The sequence below is a fragment of the Glycomyces artemisiae genome, from assembly GCF_003002955.1.
Taxonomy (GTDB): domain Bacteria; phylum Actinomycetota; class Actinomycetes; order Mycobacteriales; family Micromonosporaceae; genus Glycomyces; species Glycomyces artemisiae.
On record NZ_PVTJ01000001.1, the window covers coordinates 14,038 to 33,858 of the forward strand.

19 protein-coding genes and 1 other RNA gene are annotated in these 19,821 nt (G+C 72.2%); 13 read left to right on the top strand and 7 right to left on the bottom strand.

Going from position 1 to position 19,821, the window contains the following annotated elements; genetic code table 11:
- Positions 1-51: 51 nt before the first annotated feature.
- Positions 52-726, bottom strand: coding sequence for a hypothetical protein (locus B0I28_RS00070; RefSeq protein WP_106361798.1), 675 nt, complete (start codon positions 724-726; stop codon positions 52-54).
- A gap of 120 nt (positions 727-846) precedes the next feature.
- Between B0I28_RS00070 and B0I28_RS00075 the strand changes: the two genes are divergently transcribed.
- A complete protein-coding gene (locus tag B0I28_RS00075) occupies positions 847-1,539 on the top strand; it encodes a TetR/AcrR family transcriptional regulator (RefSeq protein ID WP_106361799.1) in 693 nt (230 codons plus the stop codon).
- 53 nt (positions 1,540-1,592) lie between these two features.
- Here B0I28_RS00075 and B0I28_RS00080 read toward each other — a convergent pair whose 3' ends face one another.
- Positions 1,593-2,399 carry a PP2C family protein-serine/threonine phosphatase gene (locus tag B0I28_RS00080; protein ID WP_106361800.1) on the bottom strand — a complete coding sequence of 269 codons (807 nt, stop codon included), beginning with the start codon at positions 2,397-2,399 and terminating at the stop codon, positions 1,593-1,595.
- A 249-nt stretch (positions 2,400-2,648) separates the two neighbouring features.
- Here B0I28_RS00080 and B0I28_RS00085 point away from each other — a divergent pair, with 249 nt between their 5' ends.
- From B0I28_RS00085 to ssrA, 8 genes are all read left to right on the top strand, one after another.
- Positions 2,649-3,983: a serine/threonine-protein kinase gene (locus B0I28_RS00085; RefSeq protein ID WP_106361801.1), complete on the top strand. Its 1,335-nt coding sequence runs from the start codon at positions 2,649-2,651 to the stop codon at positions 3,981-3,983.
- Between the two features lie 230 nt (positions 3,984-4,213).
- Entirely contained in the window at positions 4,214-4,717 is a 504-nt protein-coding gene (locus B0I28_RS00090) for a PadR family transcriptional regulator (protein WP_106361802.1), read from the top strand.
- A gap of 120 nt (positions 4,718-4,837) precedes the next feature.
- The gene (prfB, locus tag B0I28_RS00095; protein WP_106361803.1) at positions 4,838-5,956 is read left to right on the top strand and encodes a peptide chain release factor 2; all 1,119 of its coding nucleotides are present in this window, start codon (positions 4,838-4,840) and stop codon (positions 5,954-5,956) included.
- A 243-nt stretch (positions 5,957-6,199) separates the two neighbouring features.
- Positions 6,200-6,880 (top strand): cell division ATP-binding protein FtsE, encoded by a 681-nt coding sequence (ftsE, locus tag B0I28_RS00100; RefSeq protein WP_106362569.1) that lies wholly within the window; start codon positions 6,200-6,202, stop codon positions 6,878-6,880.
- 22 nt (positions 6,881-6,902) lie between these two features.
- Complete coding sequence (gene ftsX / locus B0I28_RS00105) at positions 6,903-7,778, top strand: permease-like cell division protein FtsX (RefSeq protein WP_106361804.1); 876 nt, start codon at positions 6,903-6,905, stop codon at positions 7,776-7,778.
- Positions 7,779-7,850: 72 nt separating this feature from the next.
- Entirely contained in the window at positions 7,851-9,086 is a 1,236-nt protein-coding gene (locus B0I28_RS00110) for a M23 family metallopeptidase (protein ID WP_106361805.1), read from the top strand.
- Positions 9,087-9,125: 39 nt separating this feature from the next.
- Positions 9,126-9,632, top strand: a complete 507-nt coding sequence (gene smpB, locus B0I28_RS00115; protein WP_106361806.1) for an SsrA-binding protein SmpB — start codon at positions 9,126-9,128, stop codon at positions 9,630-9,632.
- 104 nt (positions 9,633-9,736) lie between these two features.
- Positions 9,737-10,114: a transfer-messenger RNA gene (gene ssrA / locus B0I28_RS00120) on the top strand.
- 55 nt (positions 10,115-10,169) lie between these two features.
- Here ssrA and B0I28_RS26765 read toward each other — a convergent pair.
- The 3 genes from B0I28_RS26765 to B0I28_RS00135 all read right to left on the bottom strand — a co-directional run bounded on the left by B0I28_RS26765 (position 10,170) and on the right by B0I28_RS00135 (position 13,116).
- Complete coding sequence (locus B0I28_RS26765) at positions 10,170-11,300, bottom strand: DUF4034 domain-containing protein (RefSeq protein ID WP_146147917.1); 1,131 nt, start codon at positions 11,298-11,300, stop codon at positions 10,170-10,172.
- The gene (locus B0I28_RS00130) at positions 11,285-12,385 is read right to left on the bottom strand and encodes a M48 family metallopeptidase (protein WP_106361807.1); all 1,101 of its coding nucleotides are present in this window, start codon (positions 12,383-12,385) and stop codon (positions 11,285-11,287) included. The genes B0I28_RS26765 and B0I28_RS00130 overlap by 16 nt, the downstream gene beginning before the upstream one ends.
- 104 nt (positions 12,386-12,489) lie before the next feature.
- Positions 12,490-13,116 (bottom strand): hypothetical protein, encoded by a 627-nt coding sequence (locus B0I28_RS00135; protein WP_106361808.1) that lies wholly within the window; start codon positions 13,114-13,116, stop codon positions 12,490-12,492.
- 125 nt (positions 13,117-13,241) lie between these two features.
- On the opposite strand from B0I28_RS00135, the gene B0I28_RS28175 reads away from it, so the two are divergent.
- Positions 13,242-16,316 carry an AfsR/SARP family transcriptional regulator gene (locus B0I28_RS28175; protein WP_106361809.1) on the top strand — a complete coding sequence of 1,025 codons (3,075 nt, stop codon included), beginning with the start codon at positions 13,242-13,244 and terminating at the stop codon, positions 16,314-16,316.
- A 24-nt stretch (positions 16,317-16,340) separates the two neighbouring features.
- Positions 16,341-16,790, top strand: coding sequence for a DUF2269 family protein (locus B0I28_RS00145; RefSeq protein ID WP_106361810.1), 450 nt, complete (start codon positions 16,341-16,343; stop codon positions 16,788-16,790).
- A 10-nt stretch (positions 16,791-16,800) separates the two neighbouring features.
- Here the strand turns inward: B0I28_RS00145 and B0I28_RS00150 are convergent, their stop codons facing one another.
- Together B0I28_RS00150 and mca are read right to left on the bottom strand one after the other, a co-directional pair.
- Entirely contained in the window at positions 16,801-17,385 is a 585-nt protein-coding gene (locus B0I28_RS00150; protein WP_106361811.1) for a YqgE/AlgH family protein, read from the bottom strand.
- Between the two features lie 263 nt (positions 17,386-17,648).
- Positions 17,649-18,500 (bottom strand): mycothiol conjugate amidase Mca, encoded by an 852-nt coding sequence (gene mca / locus B0I28_RS00155; protein ID WP_342761185.1) that lies wholly within the window; start codon positions 18,498-18,500, stop codon positions 17,649-17,651.
- 208 nt (positions 18,501-18,708) lie between these two features.
- Between mca and B0I28_RS00160 the strand changes: the two genes are divergently transcribed.
- Positions 18,709-19,152, top strand: a complete 444-nt coding sequence (locus B0I28_RS00160) for a DUF4307 domain-containing protein (protein WP_106361813.1) — start codon at positions 18,709-18,711, stop codon at positions 19,150-19,152.
- A 132-nt stretch (positions 19,153-19,284) separates the two neighbouring features.
- Positions 19,285-19,779 (top strand): transcription elongation factor GreA, encoded by a 495-nt coding sequence (greA, locus tag B0I28_RS00165; RefSeq protein ID WP_106361814.1) that lies wholly within the window; start codon positions 19,285-19,287, stop codon positions 19,777-19,779.
- The last annotated feature ends 42 nt before the right edge of the window (positions 19,780-19,821 follow it).

Below are 19,821 nucleotides of genomic sequence, written 5' to 3' on the forward strand. Positions count from 1 at the left end.
AACGGAGCGGCCCCGCTGCGATCGATCGCAGCGGGGCCGCTCCGTGTTCCGTTACGCCGGTTGCAGTTCCTTCGCGGGAGCCTTCGACGAGGCCCGCCACAGCTCGGCCGCCAGCCACAGCGCCGAGACCGTCACCAGTGCGCCCCAGGCGATCCGGCCCGCCTGCGGAATGAAGAACTGCGGCAGGTACGTGACCATCAGGACCGCGAACGGCACGCCGGACCACTTCGACAGCACGCCCGAGCGCCACACCGCGACGGCGGCCAGCACCCCTGCGATCGCGATGAGCGCCAGGCCGATCGCGAACACGGTCATCGCGGTCGGGTCGAGGCGGAACGCGTCGCCGACCTCGGTCAGCGAGGCGTCCCCGTCGGCGACGGCGCGCTCGCCGATCGCCTTGAGGCCGTACACTTCCGCGCCGTAGTACGAGATGGTCAGGCCCGAGCCGATGTAGCCGATGGTGGCGGCGAGGAACGCGGTCTTCTCGTTCTTCGTTCCCTCAAGAAAACCGCGGAGGGCGCCGTAGCCGAGGGGGATGAGGATGAGGCCGACGATGGCCGAGACGTGGGCGATGGACCATCCGGCGCTGGCCCAGGACGCGGCGCCTTCGAGGGTGGTCTGGTCCTCGCGGGGCGCGACGGCCTCGTAGAGGACGAAGAGGATCCCGGCGAGCGCGAAGGCGAAGGCGCCCATGCGGGCTCGGGGGTCGGGGGCGGTGCGGGTCATCGGGGCTCCTTATGGGGTTCACCGCTCATTTCCGTGAGCGGTGCTCTCTGTTGAGAGCAATGATTGCACATCGTTCCCGAGGATGCAAGAGCGGTGCTCTCGTTTCTGTACACTGGTCTCATGAACGCGCCGAGAACCGCCAGAGAACGCGCCCGCGCCGAGCTCACCAGGGAGATCCTCGCGACCGCGCGTCGCCAGCTCGGCGAGGTCGGCGCACCGGGGCTGTCCCTGCGCTCGGTCGCCCGCGACCTGGGCATGGCCTCCTCGGCCGTGTACCGGTACTTCGCGAGCCGCGACGAGCTCCTGACCGCCCTCCTCATCGAGTCCTACAACGAGGTCGGCGAGGCCGCCGAGGGCGCCGACCGCCCCAAGGCCGTCCCCGAGAACCGCTGGATCGGCGTGTGGAACGGTGTGCGCAACTGGGCCCTCGCGAACCGGCACGAGTACGCGCTGCTGTTCGGCACCCCGGTCCCCGGCTACGCCGCCCCGCACCTCACCACCGAGATCGCCGCGCGCATGCCGCTGACGCTGGCGCGCATCGTCGCGGACGCCAAGCGCGGCAACGGGCTCCGTCCCTACACCGGCCCCGAGTGCGACCCGTCCGCGATCGACCCGGCGATGCTCGTCCTGCTCGAAGAGGGCGCCTTCACCGTCGAGGAGACCGCGCGGCTCATCCTCGCCTGGAACCGCCTCGTCGGGATCATCGGCTACGAGCTGCACGGGCACCTGAACAACGTGACCGCCGACGACGCCGCGTTCTTCGACTACGCGGCCCGCGCCGAGGGCGCGAACCTGGGCCTCGCCTTCGACTAGGAGACGAAAGAGGGCCGCCCGGCACTGCCGGGCGGCCCTGAAGTCTCAGCGGCCTAGAAGAAGTACAGGCCCAGGGCGATGGCGGCCACGACCAGGACCGCCGCGACCGCGGCGAGGACCCACGGCCAGCGGCGGCGCGCGCGGTGCTCGGAGACGTCGCCGACGACCACGGTGACGTTGTCGGGGCCGCCGCCTTCGAGGGCGAGGCGCACGAGTTCCTCGGCGGCCGCCTGGGGGTCGGCGAAGTCGCGCAGGACGTTCTCGATCACGGCGTCGTCCACGACGTCGCTGAGCCCGTCGGAGCAGAGCATGTACCGGTCGCCGATCTGCGCGGGCCGGGTCTCGAAGTGCGCCGGGGCGGGGTTGGCCTGGAGCACGCGGGTGACGACGGACTTGTAGGGGTGGTCCTGGGCCTCGGCGGGGGTGATGGCGCCCTCGTCGACCAGGTGCTGCACGTACGAGTCGTCCACGGTCACCTGGACGAAGTCCTCGCCGCGCACCTGGTAGGCCCGGGAGTCGCCGATGTGGACGATGTCGACGGCGTCGTCGCCGAGCCACAGCCCCGTCAGGGTCGTCGCCATGCCCTCGGACTCGGGGTTCTCGGCCACGGCGGCGCGGATGCGGTCGCGGGCGGCCTCGACGACCTCGCCCAGCTCCGCGTGGGCGTCGGCGGGGGAGCGGCGCGCCAGGCGGGTCACCTCGGCGATGGTCACCCCGCTGGCGACCTCGCCGGCCGCGGCGCCGCCCACGCCGTCAGCCACCGCGAGCAGACGCCGCGACGCGAGGTGGGAGTCCTCGTTCAGGTCGCGGACCTTGCCCACGTCGGTGGCGGCGCCGTAGCGCCATCGCAATTCGGTCACAGGCGATCACCACTGATTCGGCACTGAGTTTCGGCAGTCTGTTCAAAGCTTGGCCGTTCGAGGGACATGGGCGCAAGTGTAGTGGTCCCGCACTCACAGCACGCGACCGTTGAACCCCGGTCCGCGCACCGGCCGGGCCCGGCGCTGTATCCCCCGTTCGTGCCACCCTGCCAACCCGCCGCTGAGCTGGGGTGACGCCCCGATTACAGTGGATTCAGCCCGCTTCGCCACCCACCCCTGGGAGCTGCCATGAAGTCCGTGCTGGCCGACCGCTACGTCCTGGAGCACGAGATCGCGCGGGGAGCGGTCGGCGTGGTCTGGCGGGCGTTCGACCGGATCACCGGCGACTGGGTGGCCGTCAAGATCCTCCGCGAGGAGCTGCGCGGCGAGGCGGAGATCTTCGAGTCCTTCCGGGCCGAGGCCGAGATCCTGCGGACCATCGACCACCCCGGGGTCGTCGGCGTCAAGGACTTCATCGTCACCGACGCGGTCTGCGCGGTCGTCCTGGAGTTCATCGAGGGCCTGGACCTGCGCGAGCACCTGCGCCTCCACGGGCCCCTCCCGGCCGCCGAGGCCGCGCTGCGGTGCGCCAGCGCCGCCGAGACCCTCGCCGCGATCCACCGCTCCGGCTACCGCCACTCGGACGTCAAGCCCGGCAACCTCATGCTGCACGGCGCCGAGGGCGTCAAGTTCGTCGACTTCGGCATCGCCCGCGCCGCCGCCTCCCGCACCGCGCCCTCCCACGGCACCCCCGAGTACATCGCCCCGGAGGTCGCCTCCGGCGACTCCGCGAGCACGGGCGTCGACAACTACGCGCTCGGCCTCGTCCTCTACGAGGCGCTCACCGCGCACAGCGCCTACCGGGGCGGGTCCATCACGGAGGTCGTCGAGCGCCACCTCACCCGCATCCCCGTCAAGCCCGCCGTCGTCGACCGCGACCTGTGGCAGGTCGTCGAGACGCTGCTGTCGCTCGACCCGCGCGCCCGCGGCGACCTCGACGCCGTCGCCGCCGAGCTGCGCCGCCTCGCCCCGCGCCTCTCCCGCCAGGCCACCGCGCCCATCGAACCCGAACTGCGCGAACGGGACGCGACGAAATCCTTCGCCTACGAGCCCGTCACACCGCACGCCGGGGAGGGCATCGGCGCGCTCCTCGCCGCCGGGCAGGAGCCGCCGCCCGAGCCCGCGCGCCGCGGCCGGTTCCTCGTGGCCGCCTTGGTCCTCGTGGGCCTGGCGGCCGCGGCGGTCTGGGCCGTCGCGACCCTCACCGGACCCGACGTCCCGAATGCGGAGAATGCGGGCGATCCGTCTGAAGAGGCCGGAACGTCCATCCCGGCCGGGGACCAGTCCTCTGGGGACCCAACGGAACCGGCCTCCACTGAGTCCCCGTCCGGTGACGCTGCGTCCCCCACTCCCGAAGGGCCGGAGTCGGAGAGCCCCGACGGCGGGGTGGAATCAACTGATATGTCCGGATCAGAGGGTGAATCCGGAGGCTCCACTGAGGGCGGTTCCGACGATGAGTCGCCCGGATCGGACCTCATCGGTTCCCCCATGCCGACAAGTGAAAACGGCCGCGACAGTCGATAATGATCCATGCGCGGCGAGTGACGCCGCGTCACCCGAACCGATGAGGGCGATGGGGATCACACGATTGGAATTCTCCGATCAAGCGTTGCAATACCGTATCGGTCGCCGTCGGATTCACAAGGCTTGCAGCGGAATCCGTGGTCACGCAGCATGAGTCATCGGTCGGGGTCTATCGACACATTGGAGCTGTCCACTTGTCAGGGCGGCATCCACATGGCATCCTGTCGGGCATGGCAGGAAAAGAACTCAACGCGACCTCGGCAGCATTGCTGGGCTTGCTTCACGAAGGACCGATGACCGGCGGACAACTCATGGCGGAGGCGACCCGTCGCCTCGGTCCGTACTGGACCATGACGCGCTCGCAGGTCTACCGCGAACTCCCCGCCCTCGCCGAAGGCGGCCTGGTGCGCGTCGGGAAGCCGGGGCCCCGCGCCTCGGTGCCCTACACCATCAGCGCCAACGGCAAGCGGGCGTTCACCCGCTGGCTCAACGAGCCGGCCCGGATCGGCCAGCTGCGCGACCCCGTCGCGCTGCGCACGGCCTTCCTCGACTACCTCTCGAAGGACACCGCCGACGAGATGTTCGCCGACGCGGTCGAGCAGCACCAGGAGGCCTTGGCAGAGGCCCGTGCCGCCGCGAAGGACTACGCCGACGAGGACCCGAACGCCGCCGTCGCGATGGAGTTCGCGATCGGCTACCACCGCTCGGCCCTCAGCTGGCTGAAGAAGCGGTAGACGGCTAGACCCCCGGCCCGCGGGCCGGACGCACGAGATCAAGCACGGAGCGGGACGCGGCCCTGAGGGGCTCGCGTCCCGTTTCGTATGAGCCCGAATACAGGCGTACCCTGATCTGTTGTGACCAGTGTCGATGTTTCCGCCGATCTCCGCGAACTCAAGGCGACGCTCGCCAGCGTCGAGGCCGTCCTCGACCTCCCCGCGCTCCGGCGCGAGCTGTCCGAGCTTGAGGCCGCGGCCGCCGACCCCGGGCTGTGGGACGACCCCGATCACGCCCAGCAGCTCACCTCCCGCCTCTCCTACGTGCAGGCCGAGCTCAAGAAGCTCGCCTCGCTCCACGGGCGCATGGACGACGTGGAAGTCCTCTTCGAGCTGGCCGACGCCGAGGACGACCCGAGCGCGGCGGCCGAGGCCGGCGCCGAGCTCGCCTCGATCCGCAAGGCCGTCGACGAGCTGGAGGTCCGCACCCTCCTCTCCGGCGAGTACGACGAGCGCGACTGCGTCGTGACCGTCCGCTCCGGCGCCGGGGGCGCCGACGCCTGCGACTTCGCCGAGCAGCTCATGCGCATGTACCTGCGCTGGTCGGAGCCGCACGGCTTCGGCACCGAGGTGTACGACGTCTCCTACGCCGAGGAGGCCGGGATCCGCTCGGCGACCTTCGCCGTCAAGGGCCCCTACGCCTACGGGCACCTCTCGGTCGAGCAGGGCACCCACCGCGTCGTGCGCATCAGCAAGTACGACAACCAGGGGCGCCGCCAGACCGGCTTCGCCGCCGTCGAGGTCGTCCCGGCCCTGGAGCAGACCGACGAGATCGAGGACATCCCCGAGGACGAGATCCGCGTGGACGTCTACCGCTCCTCCGGCCCCGGCGGGCAGGGCGTCAACACCACCGACTCGGCGGTGCGCCTGACCCACCTGCCCACCGGCATCGTCGTCTCCTGCCAGAACGAGCGCTCGCAGCTCCAGAACAAGGCCACCGCGATGGCCGTCCTCAAGGCCAAGCTGCTCCAGCGCACCCGCGACGAGGAGCGCGCGAAGGTCGACGAGCTGCGCGGCTCGGCCACCGCCTCGTGGGGCGACCAGATGCGCTCCTACGTCGAGCACCCGTACCAGATGGTCAAGGACCTGCGCACGGGCTTCGAGACCGCCGACGTCAAGGGCGTCTACGACGGGAACATCGACGGCTTCCTGGAGGCGGGCATCCGCTGGCGCAAGAGCGGCGAGAAGTCGACCGACTAGCACCGGATCGTAGATCCTGTTTCGTATAGGATCTACGATCCGCTGTGGACCCCCCGTGCCCGCCCGGTGACCCTCCGGCGACCCCGCATGGGCCTCCTGACCACATGTGCTTCCCCCGTTCGGACGAAATCACGTCGTTACCACCGGGCGGTCGTGACATATGGGTCGGAAACGACGGAATATGCCACGCTTGTGCTGGAGCCGCCGGACCGCCTCCGGAATTCGGCGGATAGACTCCGCCTCGTGATTCAGCTTGAGGGTGTAACCAAGCACTACCCCCGGTCGAACCGGCCCTCGGTCGAGGACATGAACGTCTTCATCGACAAGGGAGAGTTCGTCTTCTTCATCGGCCCGACCGGTGCGGGTAAGTCCACGATCATCAAGCTCCTGCTCCGCGAAGAGATCCCGGACAAGGGCAAGATCACCGTCGGGGACACCGACGTGACCCGGCTGCGCCGCTGGAAGACCCCGGCGTACCGCCGGAGCATCGGCTGCGTGTTCCAGGACTTCCGGCTCCTGCCGAACCGCACCGCGGCCGAGAACGTGGCGTTCGCGCTGGAGGTCATCGGCAAGCCCAAGTCCGTGGCCCGCCGCGTCGTCCCCGAGGTCCTCGAACTGGTCGGCCTCGGCGGCAAGGAGCACCGCTACCCGCACGAGCTCTCCGGCGGCGAGCAGCAGCGCGTCGCCGTGGCCCGCGCGTTCGTCAACCGCCCGCTCCTCCTGCTGGCCGACGAGCCCACCGGCAACCTCGACCCCGACACCTCGATCGAGATCATGCGGCTCCTCGACCGGATCAGCCGGACCGGCACCACCATCCTCATGGTCACCCACGACTCCAACATCGTGAACCAGATGCGCCGCCGCGTCATCGAGATCGAGAACGGCCAGATCGTCCGCGACCAGGCTCGCGGCGTCTACGGCTGAGCGAAAGGCAGAACCAGAGCTAATGCGCGCGAAGTACGTGATGTCCGAGGTCTTCCTCGGACTGTGGCGCAACATCTCCATGACCGTCGCCATGATCATCACCATGGCCGTCTCGCTGACGATGCTCGGCGCGGGCCTGCTGCTGTACAACCAGGTCGACGTGATCGAGGAGTACTACCAGACCAACCTCGAAGTGGTGGTCTACCTCGACCGCGACATCGACCAGGCGACCACGGACCAGCTCCAGGCGGACCTGGAGGCCAGCGGCTACGCCGAGCAGGTCGTGTTCGAGTCCAAGGACAAGGCCTACGAGCGGTTCAAGGACACGTTCGAGGAGTCCGAGGACCTCGTCAACTCCGTCGACGCCGAAGTCCTCCCCGCGGCCTTCCGCATCAAGATGAAGGACATCAACGACGCGCCGAAGCTCATCGCGGACTTCCAGGAGCGCGAGGGCGTCTACCAGGTGACCAACCAGCGCGACATCCTCCAGCAGGTGTTCGACATCCTCGGCGGGGCCCAGCGCCTCACCCTGATCGTCGCGCTCGTCCAGGGCGTCGCCGCGCTCATGCTGGTCGCCAACACGATCCAGGTCGCCGCGTACTCGCGGCGCCGCGAGGTCGCCATCATGAAGCTCGTCGGCGCGCCGAACTGGTTCGTCCAGGCGCCGTTCGTCCTGGAGGCCGTCTTCGCCGGCGTCATCGGCGCGATCTTCGCGTTCGCGACGCTCATCGCCGCGAAGTTCCTCGTCATCGACGGCCAGTTCAAGGACCTGTTCTCCCTGATGCCGCCGATCAGCATGCAGTCGATCCTGCTGCTCCTGCCGATCCTGACGGGCATCTCCGCGCTCATCTCCGCGGTCACCGCGTGGATCACGTTGCGGTTCAACATCAAGGTCTGACCCTCACCTGATCGGGGCGATGAGCGCCGATCCGCCTGAACATCCGTCGCAGATGGACTAGATTCTGGCGTTATGAGGCGAATCGGATGGCTGCTCGCGGCCCTGCTCTTCACGGCGGGGACCGCGAGCAGTCCCGCATTCGGGGTCTCCCAGTCCGATCTGGACGAGGTCGACCGCCAGAAGGCCGAGATGGCCGCCGAGCTCGAAGACGCCTCCGACGAGGTCCGCGCCGCGGGCGCCGTCCTCGCCGAGACCGAGGCCCGCCTGCCCGGCGCCCAGCACGACGTCGACGTCGCCCAGGGCCGCGTCGCCGCCGCCGAAGCCGAGTCCGCGCAGGCCGCCCGCGAAGCCGAGGCCGCCCGCGAGGCGCTCGCCGCCGCTGAGGACGAGTACGCCGCGGCGGCCGCCGCCGTCGACGAGGCCCGCGAGTCCCGCGCCGCCCTGTTCAACGCCACCGCCCGCGGCGCCGAACTGCTCACCGTCGACGCGATCCTCGCCTCCGACGACCCTTCCGAGGCCGTCGACGGCCTCACCTACCTCGAATTCCTCATGGACGGCAAGGAGCAGGCCGTGCAGGAGGTCACCCTCTCGCGCCGCGAGGCCGCCAACGCCGAGAACGCCGCCGCCGCGGCCGAGGCCGAAGCGGCGGAGGCCGAGGCCGCCGCCGCGCAGGCCCTCGCCGACGCCCAGGCCCGCGAGGCCGAGGCCCATGCCGCGCAGCTCGCCGTCCAGCAGCTCCAGGCCGACCAGGAGGCCGCGCTCGCGGTCGCCGAGTCCTCCCGCGACGAGGCCCAGGCCGACTACGACGAGCTCGAAGCCGAGTCCGAGCGCCTCGCCGACCAGCTGCGCCGCGAGGACGACGACGACAACGACCACGGCGGCGGCTCGTCCTCCGGCGGCGGTGGTGGCGGCGGCTGGGTCGTGCCCGTCGACGGCTGGAAGTCCTCGGACTTCGGCTGGCGGATGCACCCGATCTTCGGGTACGCGCGCCTCCACGGCGGCACCGACTTCGCGGCGTCCTCGGGCACCACGATCCACGCCGCGGCCTCCGGCAAAGTGGTCTACGCGGGCTGGAGCTCCGGCTACGGGAAGCTCACGTGCATCTCGCACGGCGGTGGCATCACCAGCTGCTACGCGCACCAGTCGAGCATCTGGGTCTCCTACGGCGAGCACGTCGACCGCGACGAGGGCATCGGCGCGGTCGGCACCACCGGCGACAGCACCGGCCCGCACCTGCACTTCGAGGTGCGCGTCGACGGCGAGCGCGTCAACCCCGTGCCGTACCTGCCGTCCTGCCTGTGCCGATAAGCTTTCGACGTACGACTGTTCGATCGTTAAGCTTGCCTGGTGTCCAAGAAGAAGCAGGAAAAGGTCAAGCACTCGGGTCCCGAGCGCTCGGTGGTGACCACCAACCGGAAGGCCCGCCACGACTACGAGATCCTGGACACCTTCGAGGCCGGGATGGTCCTGTCGGGCACCGAGGTCAAGGCGCTGCGCCAGGGCCGGGGGAACATCGTCGACGCGTACGCCGAGATCCACAACGGCGAGGCCCGCGTCCACAACTTCCACATCCCCGAGTACGACTACGGGACGTGGACGAACCACCCGCCGCGGCGCATCCGCAAGCTCCTGCTGCACCGCTCCGAGATCGACAAGCTCGCGCCGAAGCTCGACGAGGCCGGCCTCACGCTCGTCCCGCTGTCGGTGTACTTCCAGAACGGGTACGCCAAGATGGAGCTGGGCCTGGGCCGCGGGCGCAAGAACTACGACAAGCGCCAGGCCATCGCCAAGCGCGAGTCCGACCGCGAGATCGAGCGGGCCATCGGCCGCGCCAACAAGCGCGGCGGGAGCTGACGGGAATATCGGGTCGACCCCGTCCGTTGAGACGGGGTAGAATTCCACAGCACAACTGAACAGGGTGATGAACACTCACTCGACGTTGCACCTGGCACCATCCAGGGGCTGATCGGTTTCGACTCCGTACGTTGACGTGAGGGAAGCGGGTCGAGGAAGCCAACGCCGTCTCGTAAACCGATGTTGGAAACCAATAAGTGCCAACGCAAAGCAACGCACTGACTTCGCCCTCGCTGCCTAAGCGAGCGTGAAGTTTGCCGTTCCAGGGGCGCATCCGCCCTGGACCAGCGGCATCATCTGAGGATGCTGTGGCCGTCGTCTTGATCGCTGGGACGCCGTCCGAGACTTTCGGCGATTAGAGCCCGTCGCACCGACTCGTCCGCGTGATCGGTGGGGCTCGATAAAAGGCACAGCGGACTGCACCCGGAGAAGCCTCACGAAGGCCGCGGAGGACCAGGGTTCGATTCCCTGCAGCTCCACCGACAGACAAGGCCGGGACGCGGAAGCGTCGCGGCCTTTGTCGTGTCCGGGGCCCGTTCAGGCCGCTGCGCAGGCGCGGCGGCGGTAGGCGTCGAAGACGGTGCGGGCGTCGGGGCCGAAGTCCTCCCAGGGGCGGGCCGAGGCGTCGGTGGCGAGCTGGGCGAACAGGGGGACGGCCTCGGCGCCGCGACCGGCGTTGACCAGGCCGTACGCGGCCCAGCTGCGGTCGGCGTTCGTGTAGGGGCCCGTCGCCCCCTCCCGGGTGCCGAGGCGGTGGAGGACCGCGTCGAGGGCGCGGTGGACGCGCGGGTCCTTCCAGACGTGCTCGTTGACGTCCTCGTAGTCGTAGGCGGCCGCGACGACCAGGAACGCGAGCGACGAATGCGCGGCGGCGGCCCGCTCGGCGAAGGCGAACAGCGGGTCGTAGGAGCCCTGCCCCTCGGGGGACCAGTACATGAGCGCGAACTCGTGCCCGGCGCGGTGGAGCGGGTCGCGGGCCTGGAGCTCGCGCCAGATCGCATTGAACGTGTCGGCGTCGTAGCCGCGGGCGCGCGCAAGGACGACGAGCGTGAACCACGGGGTCGGGTCCTCGGGGGCGAGCCGGGCCGCGTGCTGCGCGGCGGCCTCGGTGCGCGCGACCGTCCGGTAGAACGCGTCGTGCTGCTCCGGTGTGGTCTCCTCCGGAGGCCGATCGCCGCGCAGTTTCCATGCGAGCCAGAACAGGCCGTGGGCGTCGACCACGGCGATGTGGCGCTCGTCGCCGCCTGCGGCGCGCCACGCCTGGAGCCACGCGCCGTCGGCGGCGGCGGCCTCGCCGAGGGCGTGGACGGCGGCCGAGCGCGTCGTCCACTCCTCGTAGCTGCGCTGGAGCAGGTCGGCGGCGGGCCTCCAGTCGCCCCGGCGCGCGGCGGCGACGGCCGCGGCGATCGCGGGCACCGCGCGGCTCACGTCGGTGCTGAGCGCGGCCGCCGGAGGCATGCCCCACCTGGTGACGTCCACGGGCGGCATGTCGGGCAGGCCGGGGATGACCTCGGCGGGGTTGACCGTGGGGTCGGTCGCCTGGATGAGGGCGATGACGTCGGACTGGGACACGGTGTCCATGTACGCGGAGAGGGACTGGCCGCGCCGCTTCGCCTCCTTCCGCATGGACATCAGGACGCGGGTCTTCGCCTTCAGGAGCAGTGCCATGAGGTGTTCGCCTTTCCGGTGGTCAAGGTGAGCAGTGCGCGCAGGGGCGCGGTGTCGGGGTCGTCGGCCACGGCGGCGTCGAGCGCCGCCGGGAGCGCGGTGCGGGCGTCCGCGCCGGTCAGCGCCGCGGCGGCCGCCCCGTGCAGGCCGTCGCGGACGTACAGGCGGGCGCGTTCGCGCCGCACCCGCGGCGGGTCGCCAGGCGAGGCCGGGGCGAGGTCGGGCAGGAGCCCCGCGTCGAGCGCGTCGAGGAGCACCGGCAGGGACGGTTCGCGGCCGGTGGCCCGGGCCGCGTTCGCAAGGACCGCATCGGTGTTCGCGGGCGGACCGGCGACGGCGCCGAAGAGGCGCTCGGAGTCGCGCAGCAGCCCGGCCGCGGCTCCGGCCGGGACCGGCACCGAACCGGGCGCGCGCATCGCGGCGACCGCCGCGATGCGCCGGGCCGTCGGCGGATGCGTGTCGTACGGGTCCGCCGCGGCGGGACCGGACGGGTCGAGCAGTGCGAGCGCGCCAGCGGTCGCCGCCGAACCGGCCGCGAGCGCGGCGGCGCGGTCCGCGGCCTGCTCCTGGGCCCGCGCGAGGCCCGCGGAGGCGCGCAGCACGAACGTGCCGTAGCGGTCGAGCACGGCGCGCAGGCCCCGCTGGAGGAGATCGTCCCCGTTCAGCGCGCCGAGGGTCCGCACGTAGGTGCGGCGGCTGCGGTAGGCGGCCCCGGCGAAGCGGGTGTCGCGGCCCGCGTAGTGCGCGAGCTCGTGGGCGAGGACCGCGGCGAGCTGCGCGGCGGTCATCGCCGCGAACAGCGGCGCGCCCACGGACATGGTCCGGTGCGTGCGGCACCCGCGGCGGTCCTCCCTGACGGCGGCGTTCGCGTCGGCGGTCAGGCGGATCTCGTGCGGCGCACCGGTGCCGACGGCCGCGGCGAGCACGCGGACCAGGGCCCACAGGCGCGGCTGGTCGCGCTCCTCCACGAGGACGCCGTCCGGCGGTTCGCGGTCGGCGGCGGCGAGCGCCCACAGGCCGTACCCGAGGGCCGCCAGGAGCGGCAGGAGCGCGACCGCGATCTTCGCGCCTCCCCACGGGGACACCGTGAACGCGTACGCGACGCCGCCGAGGAGGCCGCCCCCGACCGCGAGGATCAGCGCGGGGACGGCCCCGGTCAGCGCCGCCCACCACAGGGCCCGCAGCGAGGTCAGCGCCGGTCCTTCGGCTTCTTCATGCGCTCGGCGAGCTCCCGGATCTTCCGCAGCTCCGCTTCGAGCTCCGCAGCGGCAACCGGGTCGGCGGCCTCCCACAGCTCGGTGAGCTCGTCGTCGGCGGCGCTGCGCTCCATGCCGTGGATCTCGGCGGCCTGCCACGCGAGCCGGTGCACGCGCTCCTCCAGCGACGGGTCCTTCGCGAGGATCGCCTCGACCCGCTCGGCGACGCCGCCGCCCGGACGCGCCAGCGCGGCGACGTCCCGCTTCGCCTGCTCGGCGGACTTCCCGCCGACGAGCCGCGCCTGGAGGTGCGCGATCCCGGTGAGGACCATGGCGGTGACCACGGCGACGGTGATCCCGGCGAAGAACCCGTAGACGAGGTTCATGACCAGGCCGTTGCGCGCGAAGAACGCGAAGAGCACCGCCGTGGCGACCATGCAGACCAGGTACCACCAGTACCCGAGCCGGTCCAGGAACCGGAACCACGCGGGCTTGCGGCCGGAGAACCCGTCGAGGGCCTCCGCCAGCCGCGCGACCGCGGGCCCGGTCCCGGGCGGCGCGCCCGGCGCCGTGATGATCACGTGGTCCGACCTGCGGACCAGCCAGCCGACCTTCGCCATGGCCCCTCCTCGCTCGGGAGCGCCCACCGCGCCCCGGATCTCGCGGCCATCCTGCCCGGGCCCGGTTACCGCCGACTTACACCGCACTTGCGGCCCGGCCGCGCGGCTCGACTAGCCTGGTGCCCATGCCAGACACGGGCGCGCTCCGGTTCGGCGTCCTCGGGCCACTCGAAGCGTCGCGCGGCGGCGAGCCCCTGCTCCTGCGCGCCACGCTCCAGCGGCGGCTGCTCGCGGCCCTCCTCGCCGGATCGGGCCCCGTCTCGGCCGACGCGCTCACCGACGCGATCTGGGACGCCGACCCGCCCCGCGACGCCCGCAACGCCCTCCTCGTGGCCCTCCACCGCCTCCGCCGCGCCATCGGCGAACCCGAGCGGATCACCCACGGCCCCACCGGATACCGCATCCACGTCACCGCGGACGACTTCGACGCCGCCGCGTTCGCCGCCGAAGCCGCCGCGGCGCGGCGCGAACGCGCCGCAGGCCGCCTCGAACCCGCCGCCGACGCCTACACGCGGGCCGCGGCGCTCTGGCGCGGCGACGCCTACGCCGACGTGGCCGACACCGGCCTCATCCGCGCCGAAGCCGACCGCCTCGGCGAGGACCGGCTCCTCGCCGCGCAGGAACTCCACGAAGTCCACCTCGACCTCGGCCTCCACGACCGGGCCGCCGCCGGGCTCGAAGCGCTCGCCCGCGCCCATCCGTTCCGCGAGCGCCTCACCGCCCTGCGCATGCTCGCCCTCCACCGCGCCGGACGCCGCGCCGAATCCCTCCAGGTCTACCGCGAGACGCGCGCCGCCCTCGGCGGCGAGCTCGGCATCGACCCCGGACCGCTCCTCCAGCGCCTCCACGAGGCGGTCCTCCGCGACGACGAGCGCCTCGACGTCGTCGCCGCCGGGACCCTCGACGGACCCTGGACCCCGAACGCCCGCAAGCGGATCGACACCGCCCGGACCGTCCCCCGCGAACTGCCGCCCGAGGCCCCCGGATTCACCGGCCGCGAAGCCGAGCTCCGCGACCTCGAATCCGCCCGCCTCGGCGCCGACGGCGCCCCGCCCGCGCCGCTCGTCGTCCTCTCCGGCATGGCCGGCGTCGGCAAGACCGCGACCGCCGTCCACTGGGCCCGCCGCATCGCCGCCGACTACCCCGACGGGCAGCTCTTCCTCAACCTCCGCGGCCACACCGCGCTCCCCGCGCTCGAACCGGCCGCGGCCCTCGCTGCCCTCCTGCGGTCCCTCGGCCTCACCGGCGACCAGATCCCCGCCGACCCCGACCGGGCCGCCGCGCGCCTGCGCACCGCGACCGCCGACAAGCGCCTCCTCTTCCTCCTCGACGACGCCGCGACCGCCGACCAGATCGCCCCGCTCCTGCCCGGCGGCCCCGGCTCCCTCGTGATCGCCACCAGCCGCAACCGGCTCGGCGACCTCCTCGGCGCCCGCCGGCTCGACCTCGCCCCGCTCACCCCCGGCGAAGCCGCCGGACTCCTGCGCTCGCTCCTGCGCCTGCCGCGCACCGCCGACCGGCCCGACCTCGCCGACCTCGCCCGCAGCGCCGGATACCTCCCGCTCGCCCTGCGCCTCGCCGCCGCGAGCACCGCCGCAGCGCCCCGCGCGGACGGCGTCGAAGCCGTCTTCGACGCCTCCTACCGCGCCCTCGACCCCGACGCGCAGCGCCTCCTCCGGCTCCTCGGCGCCGTCCCCGCCCGGTCCCTCGCCGTCGGCGCCGCGAGCGCCGCCGCAGGCACGAGCACCGCGGAGACCGAACGCGCCGCCGAACGACTCGCCCACGCGCACATGGCGAACCGCGACGCCCGCGGCAGGCTCGTGCTCCACGACCTCATCCGCGACTACGCCGACGACCTCGCCACCGACACCGAACGCGCCGACGCCCGCGCCCGCCTCGACGACTGGTACCTCGACCACGCCGACGCCGCCTGCCGCCTCCGGCACCCCGGCTACGCGCGCCTCCCCGGGTCCGCCCGCGGCGCCGACGCCCCGCCCGACGCCGCCCGCTGGCTCGACGAGGAGCGCGAGCACCTCCTCGCCGTCGCCCGCCACGCCGCCGAGCACGGCCGCGGCGAGACCGCCTGGCGCCTCGCCGACATCCTCCGCGGCCACGCCTGGACCGACCTGGCCGCCGCCGACTTCCTCGCCCTCGGCCAGGCCGCCCTCCACGGCGCCCGCGGCTCCGCCGAAGGCGAGGCCGCCGCCGAACTGTGCATGTCCACCGCCTACCTCAAGTCCCGCGACTTCGCCGACGCCGGGCGCCACGCCGCCCGCGCCGCCGACCGGTGCCGCCGCATCGACTGGGACGCAGGCGAAGCCTCCGCCCACCACAACGCCGCGCTCGTCGCCTGGAACCTCGGGCGGCCCCGCGACGCCCGCCGCCGCGGCGAGGCCGCGCTCGCCATGAACCGCGCCGCCGGCCGCACCCGCGCCGCCAGCGTCAACCTCGGCACCCTCGGCGTCGTCGCCGCGGACCTCGGCGACCTGCGCGGCGGGCACCGGCTCCTCACCGAGGCCCTCGCGCTCGCCGAGTCGGCCGGCGACACCGCCCTGCGCGCCTCCCACCTGCGCGGCCTCGCCGCCGCCGCGATCGGCCTCGGCGACCTCGGCGAGGCCGAACGGCACCTGGCCGCCGTCACCGCCATCGAGGTCGACGCGGGCGAGCGGGAGCTCGGCGCCTCCACCGCGGCGTTCCTCGCCGACCTGCACTGCGCGCAGGGACGCTACGGCGAGGCGCTGGCGTACGCGGACATGGTGGTGCGCCAAGCGGACCTGCGCGGCGACCGCGCGAGCAAGGCGATCGGGCTCGCCGCGTCCGCGGCGGCGCTCAACGGGGCCGGGCGCCACGAGGAGGCGGTGGCCGCCGCCGCCCAGGTCCTCGGACTGGCCCGCGGCGAACTGACGACCACCCGGATCCGGGCCCTCGCCGAACGCGCGGCGGGACGGCTCGCACTGGGCGAACCCGATGCGGCGGAAGCGGACGCGGCGCAGCTCCTCGCCCTGGAGGACCAGGGGTACCCGCTCGCGGCGGCCGCGGCGCGCGACCTCACCGCCGAGATCCTGCTGGGCCGCGGCGAGACGCGCGCCGCCCGCGACCTCGCCGCGCGGGCCCTCGACGCGCACCGCGCCGCCGGGCACCGCGCGGGGGAGGAGCGGTCGCTGCGGCTCCTCGGCGCCGCCGTTTCCGCCGCTCGCTGAGCGCTATGTCCTTAAGATCACACTATGCACACGTTGTTGGTGGTCCTGCACGTGCTGACGGTGGTGGTCTGCGTCGGCCCGGCCATGCTGCTGCCGTGGCTGGGCGAGCGGGCGCTGCGGGAGCGGGACGGGGACCGCGTGCACCAGGCGGGGCGGCGCACCATGCTGTACAACGCGCTGACCCTGGTCGCGGCCCTGTTCGGGGTGCTCGCGACGGCCACCAGCGACCGCTACTCGTTCGCCGACGCGTGGCTCATCATCGCCTCGACCCTGTACGCGGTCGCGGTGGTCAACGGCGCGGCCGTCATCCCCGCGGTGCTCGCGCGGATCGGCAAGGAACTCCAGGACGCGCACGGGGTCATGGACGGGGAGCTGCTGGAGCAGCACCGGGGGCGCCTCCTGGCCCTGTCGGGCCTGAACCTCGTCTTCTACACCGCCGTCGTCATCCTCATGGCCTGGCGGCCCGGCGCCTAGCTCGCGGTGTCTAGTTCATCGACGGGTCGGACGGGTAGTGCGCGACCGCGGACAGCATGCCGCCCTGGCGCTTCCACACCATCGACCAGAGGTCCTCGGGGCTGGCGGAGAACGGGTCGGCGGGGAGGGCGTCGAAGACCATCCACGCGCCCGCCTCGATCTCGGACTCCAGCTGGCCCGGCGCCCATCCGGCGTACCCGGTGAAGACGCGCATGCCCTCCAGGAGCGGTGCGACCTCGTCGGGGTCCCGGGACAGGTCGAGGGTGCCGAGGCGCCCGAGCACGGGCCGGAACGCGTCGGAGAACGGCGCGTCCGCCTTGCGCCAGCCCAGGCCGATCGCGGCGTCCGGCTGGACCGGACCGCCCTCGAACAGGACCGCGGGGTGCCCGGCGAGCACGGCCCACTGGTCGAGGTAGTGGGCGACCTTCCGCTCGGTGGCGCGGTTGAGGACCACGCCGAGCACGCCGTCGGACTCGTGTCCGACGCCGATGACGACGGTGCGGTCGAAGTTCGGGTCCTGAAGACTCGGCGTGGCGACGAGGAGACTGCCCACGAACGACCTCGTCCGCGCCGGCGTCGTCTCACGGCTGACCATGGCTCCACCTCCGTTCTGCGCCCGCTTCGGCGAGGAGTGCTCGGGGTCCTGGGTGCGGCCCGGTTTCACCCGCACGGTAACCCGCGGGAGCGCGCTTGCAGCAAGGTTCTCGCACTTTCCGGAGAATTACACCGTGGTGTCGGGAGCCCGACAGTTGTTTCCTCACGGAGGGTGCACGGGAGGGGACGATCCGCCGTCGGAGGCGCCGTCGCAAGTGGAAGAAGGGGCCCCAGGTTCCCCTGGGGCCCATGTGATGTCAGTGGCTACCGGAGTCCGGCGAAGAGGTCGTCCTCGGGGAGGCGCGTGTCGATGCGGGACTCGACGAGCTCGTAGTCCTCGGTCGGCCAGGCCTTCTCCTGGATCGCGCGCGGCACGGCGAACCAGAACCCGTCCGGGTCGACCTGGGTCGCGTGGGCCTTCAGGGCCGCGTCGCGGATCTCGAAGTACTCGGCGCACTCGACGCGGGTGGTCACCCGCTCGCTCTTGTCGCGGGTCCAGTCCCCGGCGTCCATCCAGTCCTTGTACGGCGACTCCAGCCCCGCGTCGACCATCGCGTAGTGCAGGGCCTCGATGCGCGCCTTGCCGAAGCCGTGGTTGTAGTACAGCTTCAGCGGCTGCCACGGCTCGCCGCGGTCGACGTACTTCGCGGGGTCCCCGGCGGCGGCGAAGGCCGCGACGGAGATCTCGTGGGTCTTGACGTGGTCGGGGTGCGGGTAGCCGCCCTCCTCGTCGTACGTGGTGACGACGTGGGGCTTGAACGAGCGCATGACCTCGACGAGCGGCGCGGCGGCCTGCTCGGTGGGCACCAGGTAGAACGCGTCCTGGGGGAGGTCGATCCCGGAGTCGGGGAGCCACCCGTCGGGGAGCCCGGAGTCGGTGAAGCCGAGCCAGTGCTGCTGCACGCCGAGGATCTCGCGGGCGCGGGCCATCTCCTCGCTGCGCACGCGCGGGAGGTTCTCCTGGATCTCGGGGCGGTCCATCTTCGGGTTGAGGACGTCGCCGCGCTCGCCCCCGGTGCAGGTGACCACCAGGACCTCGATGCCTTCGCGCACGTAGCGCGCCATGGTGCCCGCGCCCTTGCTCGACTCGTCGTCGGGGTGGGCGTGCACGCACATCAGGCGCAGGGTGCTTCGGTTCGTCACAGCAGTCGACCTCGCTGGCTGGGAGACAGGGATCCTCGTCGCTCGGACCGACTCGCGCACCGCGGTAGTTGTCGGCTCCGGCATTCTGTGCAACGATACTCGATAATCAATGCTTCCCGGTTTCTCCCGGAATCCGGACTCCCGGCGGCGAAGCCGCTGATCGCGAAGGAAAGCCGCGCCAATGACTGAGACGCAGACCACGGACGGACGCGTGCCCGATACGGCCCACGTGTCCTTCCCCGACGGTCGCTACGGTCGGCGCCGCCAACCCGCCAAGCGCCGCCCGGCGCTGACCGCGGCCCTCACGGCCGGGGTCGTCGTCGCGGGCGTCGCCGCCGCGTGGCTCCTCATGGAGTCCTACGGCCAGGACGAGGTCTCCGAGCGCCTCCTCGCCTACGACGACTCCGTCGCTGGCCAGGTCGCCGTCACGTTCGAGGTCTACAAGCCGGCCGGCGAGGGCGCCGTGTGCGCCGTCCGGTCCCGCGACCTCGCCGGAGCCGAGATCGGCTACGCCGAAGTGGAGGTCCCGGCGGACGACTCCACCCGCGTGGAGATGACCTACGTCCTCCCGGTGGAGGGCGACGCCAACACCGGTGAAGTACTGAGGTGCTGGCAGGCCGACTGAGCACAGACTTCCGGCCCGTCGCACCGCATTCCGGTCGGCGGGCCTTTCGCTATCCGGGGCCCGCGCTCGGCACGCGGCGCGCTGAGGCGGGACCCGCAACACGGATCGCACTAATCGGAGGATTGAGAACACATGGCTACCGACGCTAACCAGGGCACCTGGCTGACCCAGGAGGCCTACGACCGCCTCAAGGACGAGCTGGACGAGCTCATTGCGAACCGCCCCTTGATGGCCGCGGAGATCAACGCCCGCCGCGAGGAGGGCGACCTCAAGGAGAACGGCGGCTACCACGCCGCCCGCGACGAGCAGGGCAAGCAGGAGGGGCGCATCCGCCAGCTCGAAGACCTGCTGCGCAACGCGAAGGTGGGCGAGGCGAAGGACTCCGACGAGATCCAGATCGGCACCGTCGTCACCATCGCGTTCGACGGCGACCCCGACGACACCGAGAAGTTCCTCCTCGGCTCCCGCGAGATCGCCGCGACCACGGACCTCACCGTGTACAGCCCGGACTCCGCGCTCGGCGCGGCGATCCTGGGCCACAAGATCGGCGACACCGTCGTCTACAAGACCCCCAAGGAGATCGAGATCTCCGTCAAGATCGTCGAGGCCGAGAAGTTCCTCGGTTAGCGCTGCGCGCGAAGGGGGCCCGCCGCGGCGGGCCCCCTTCGC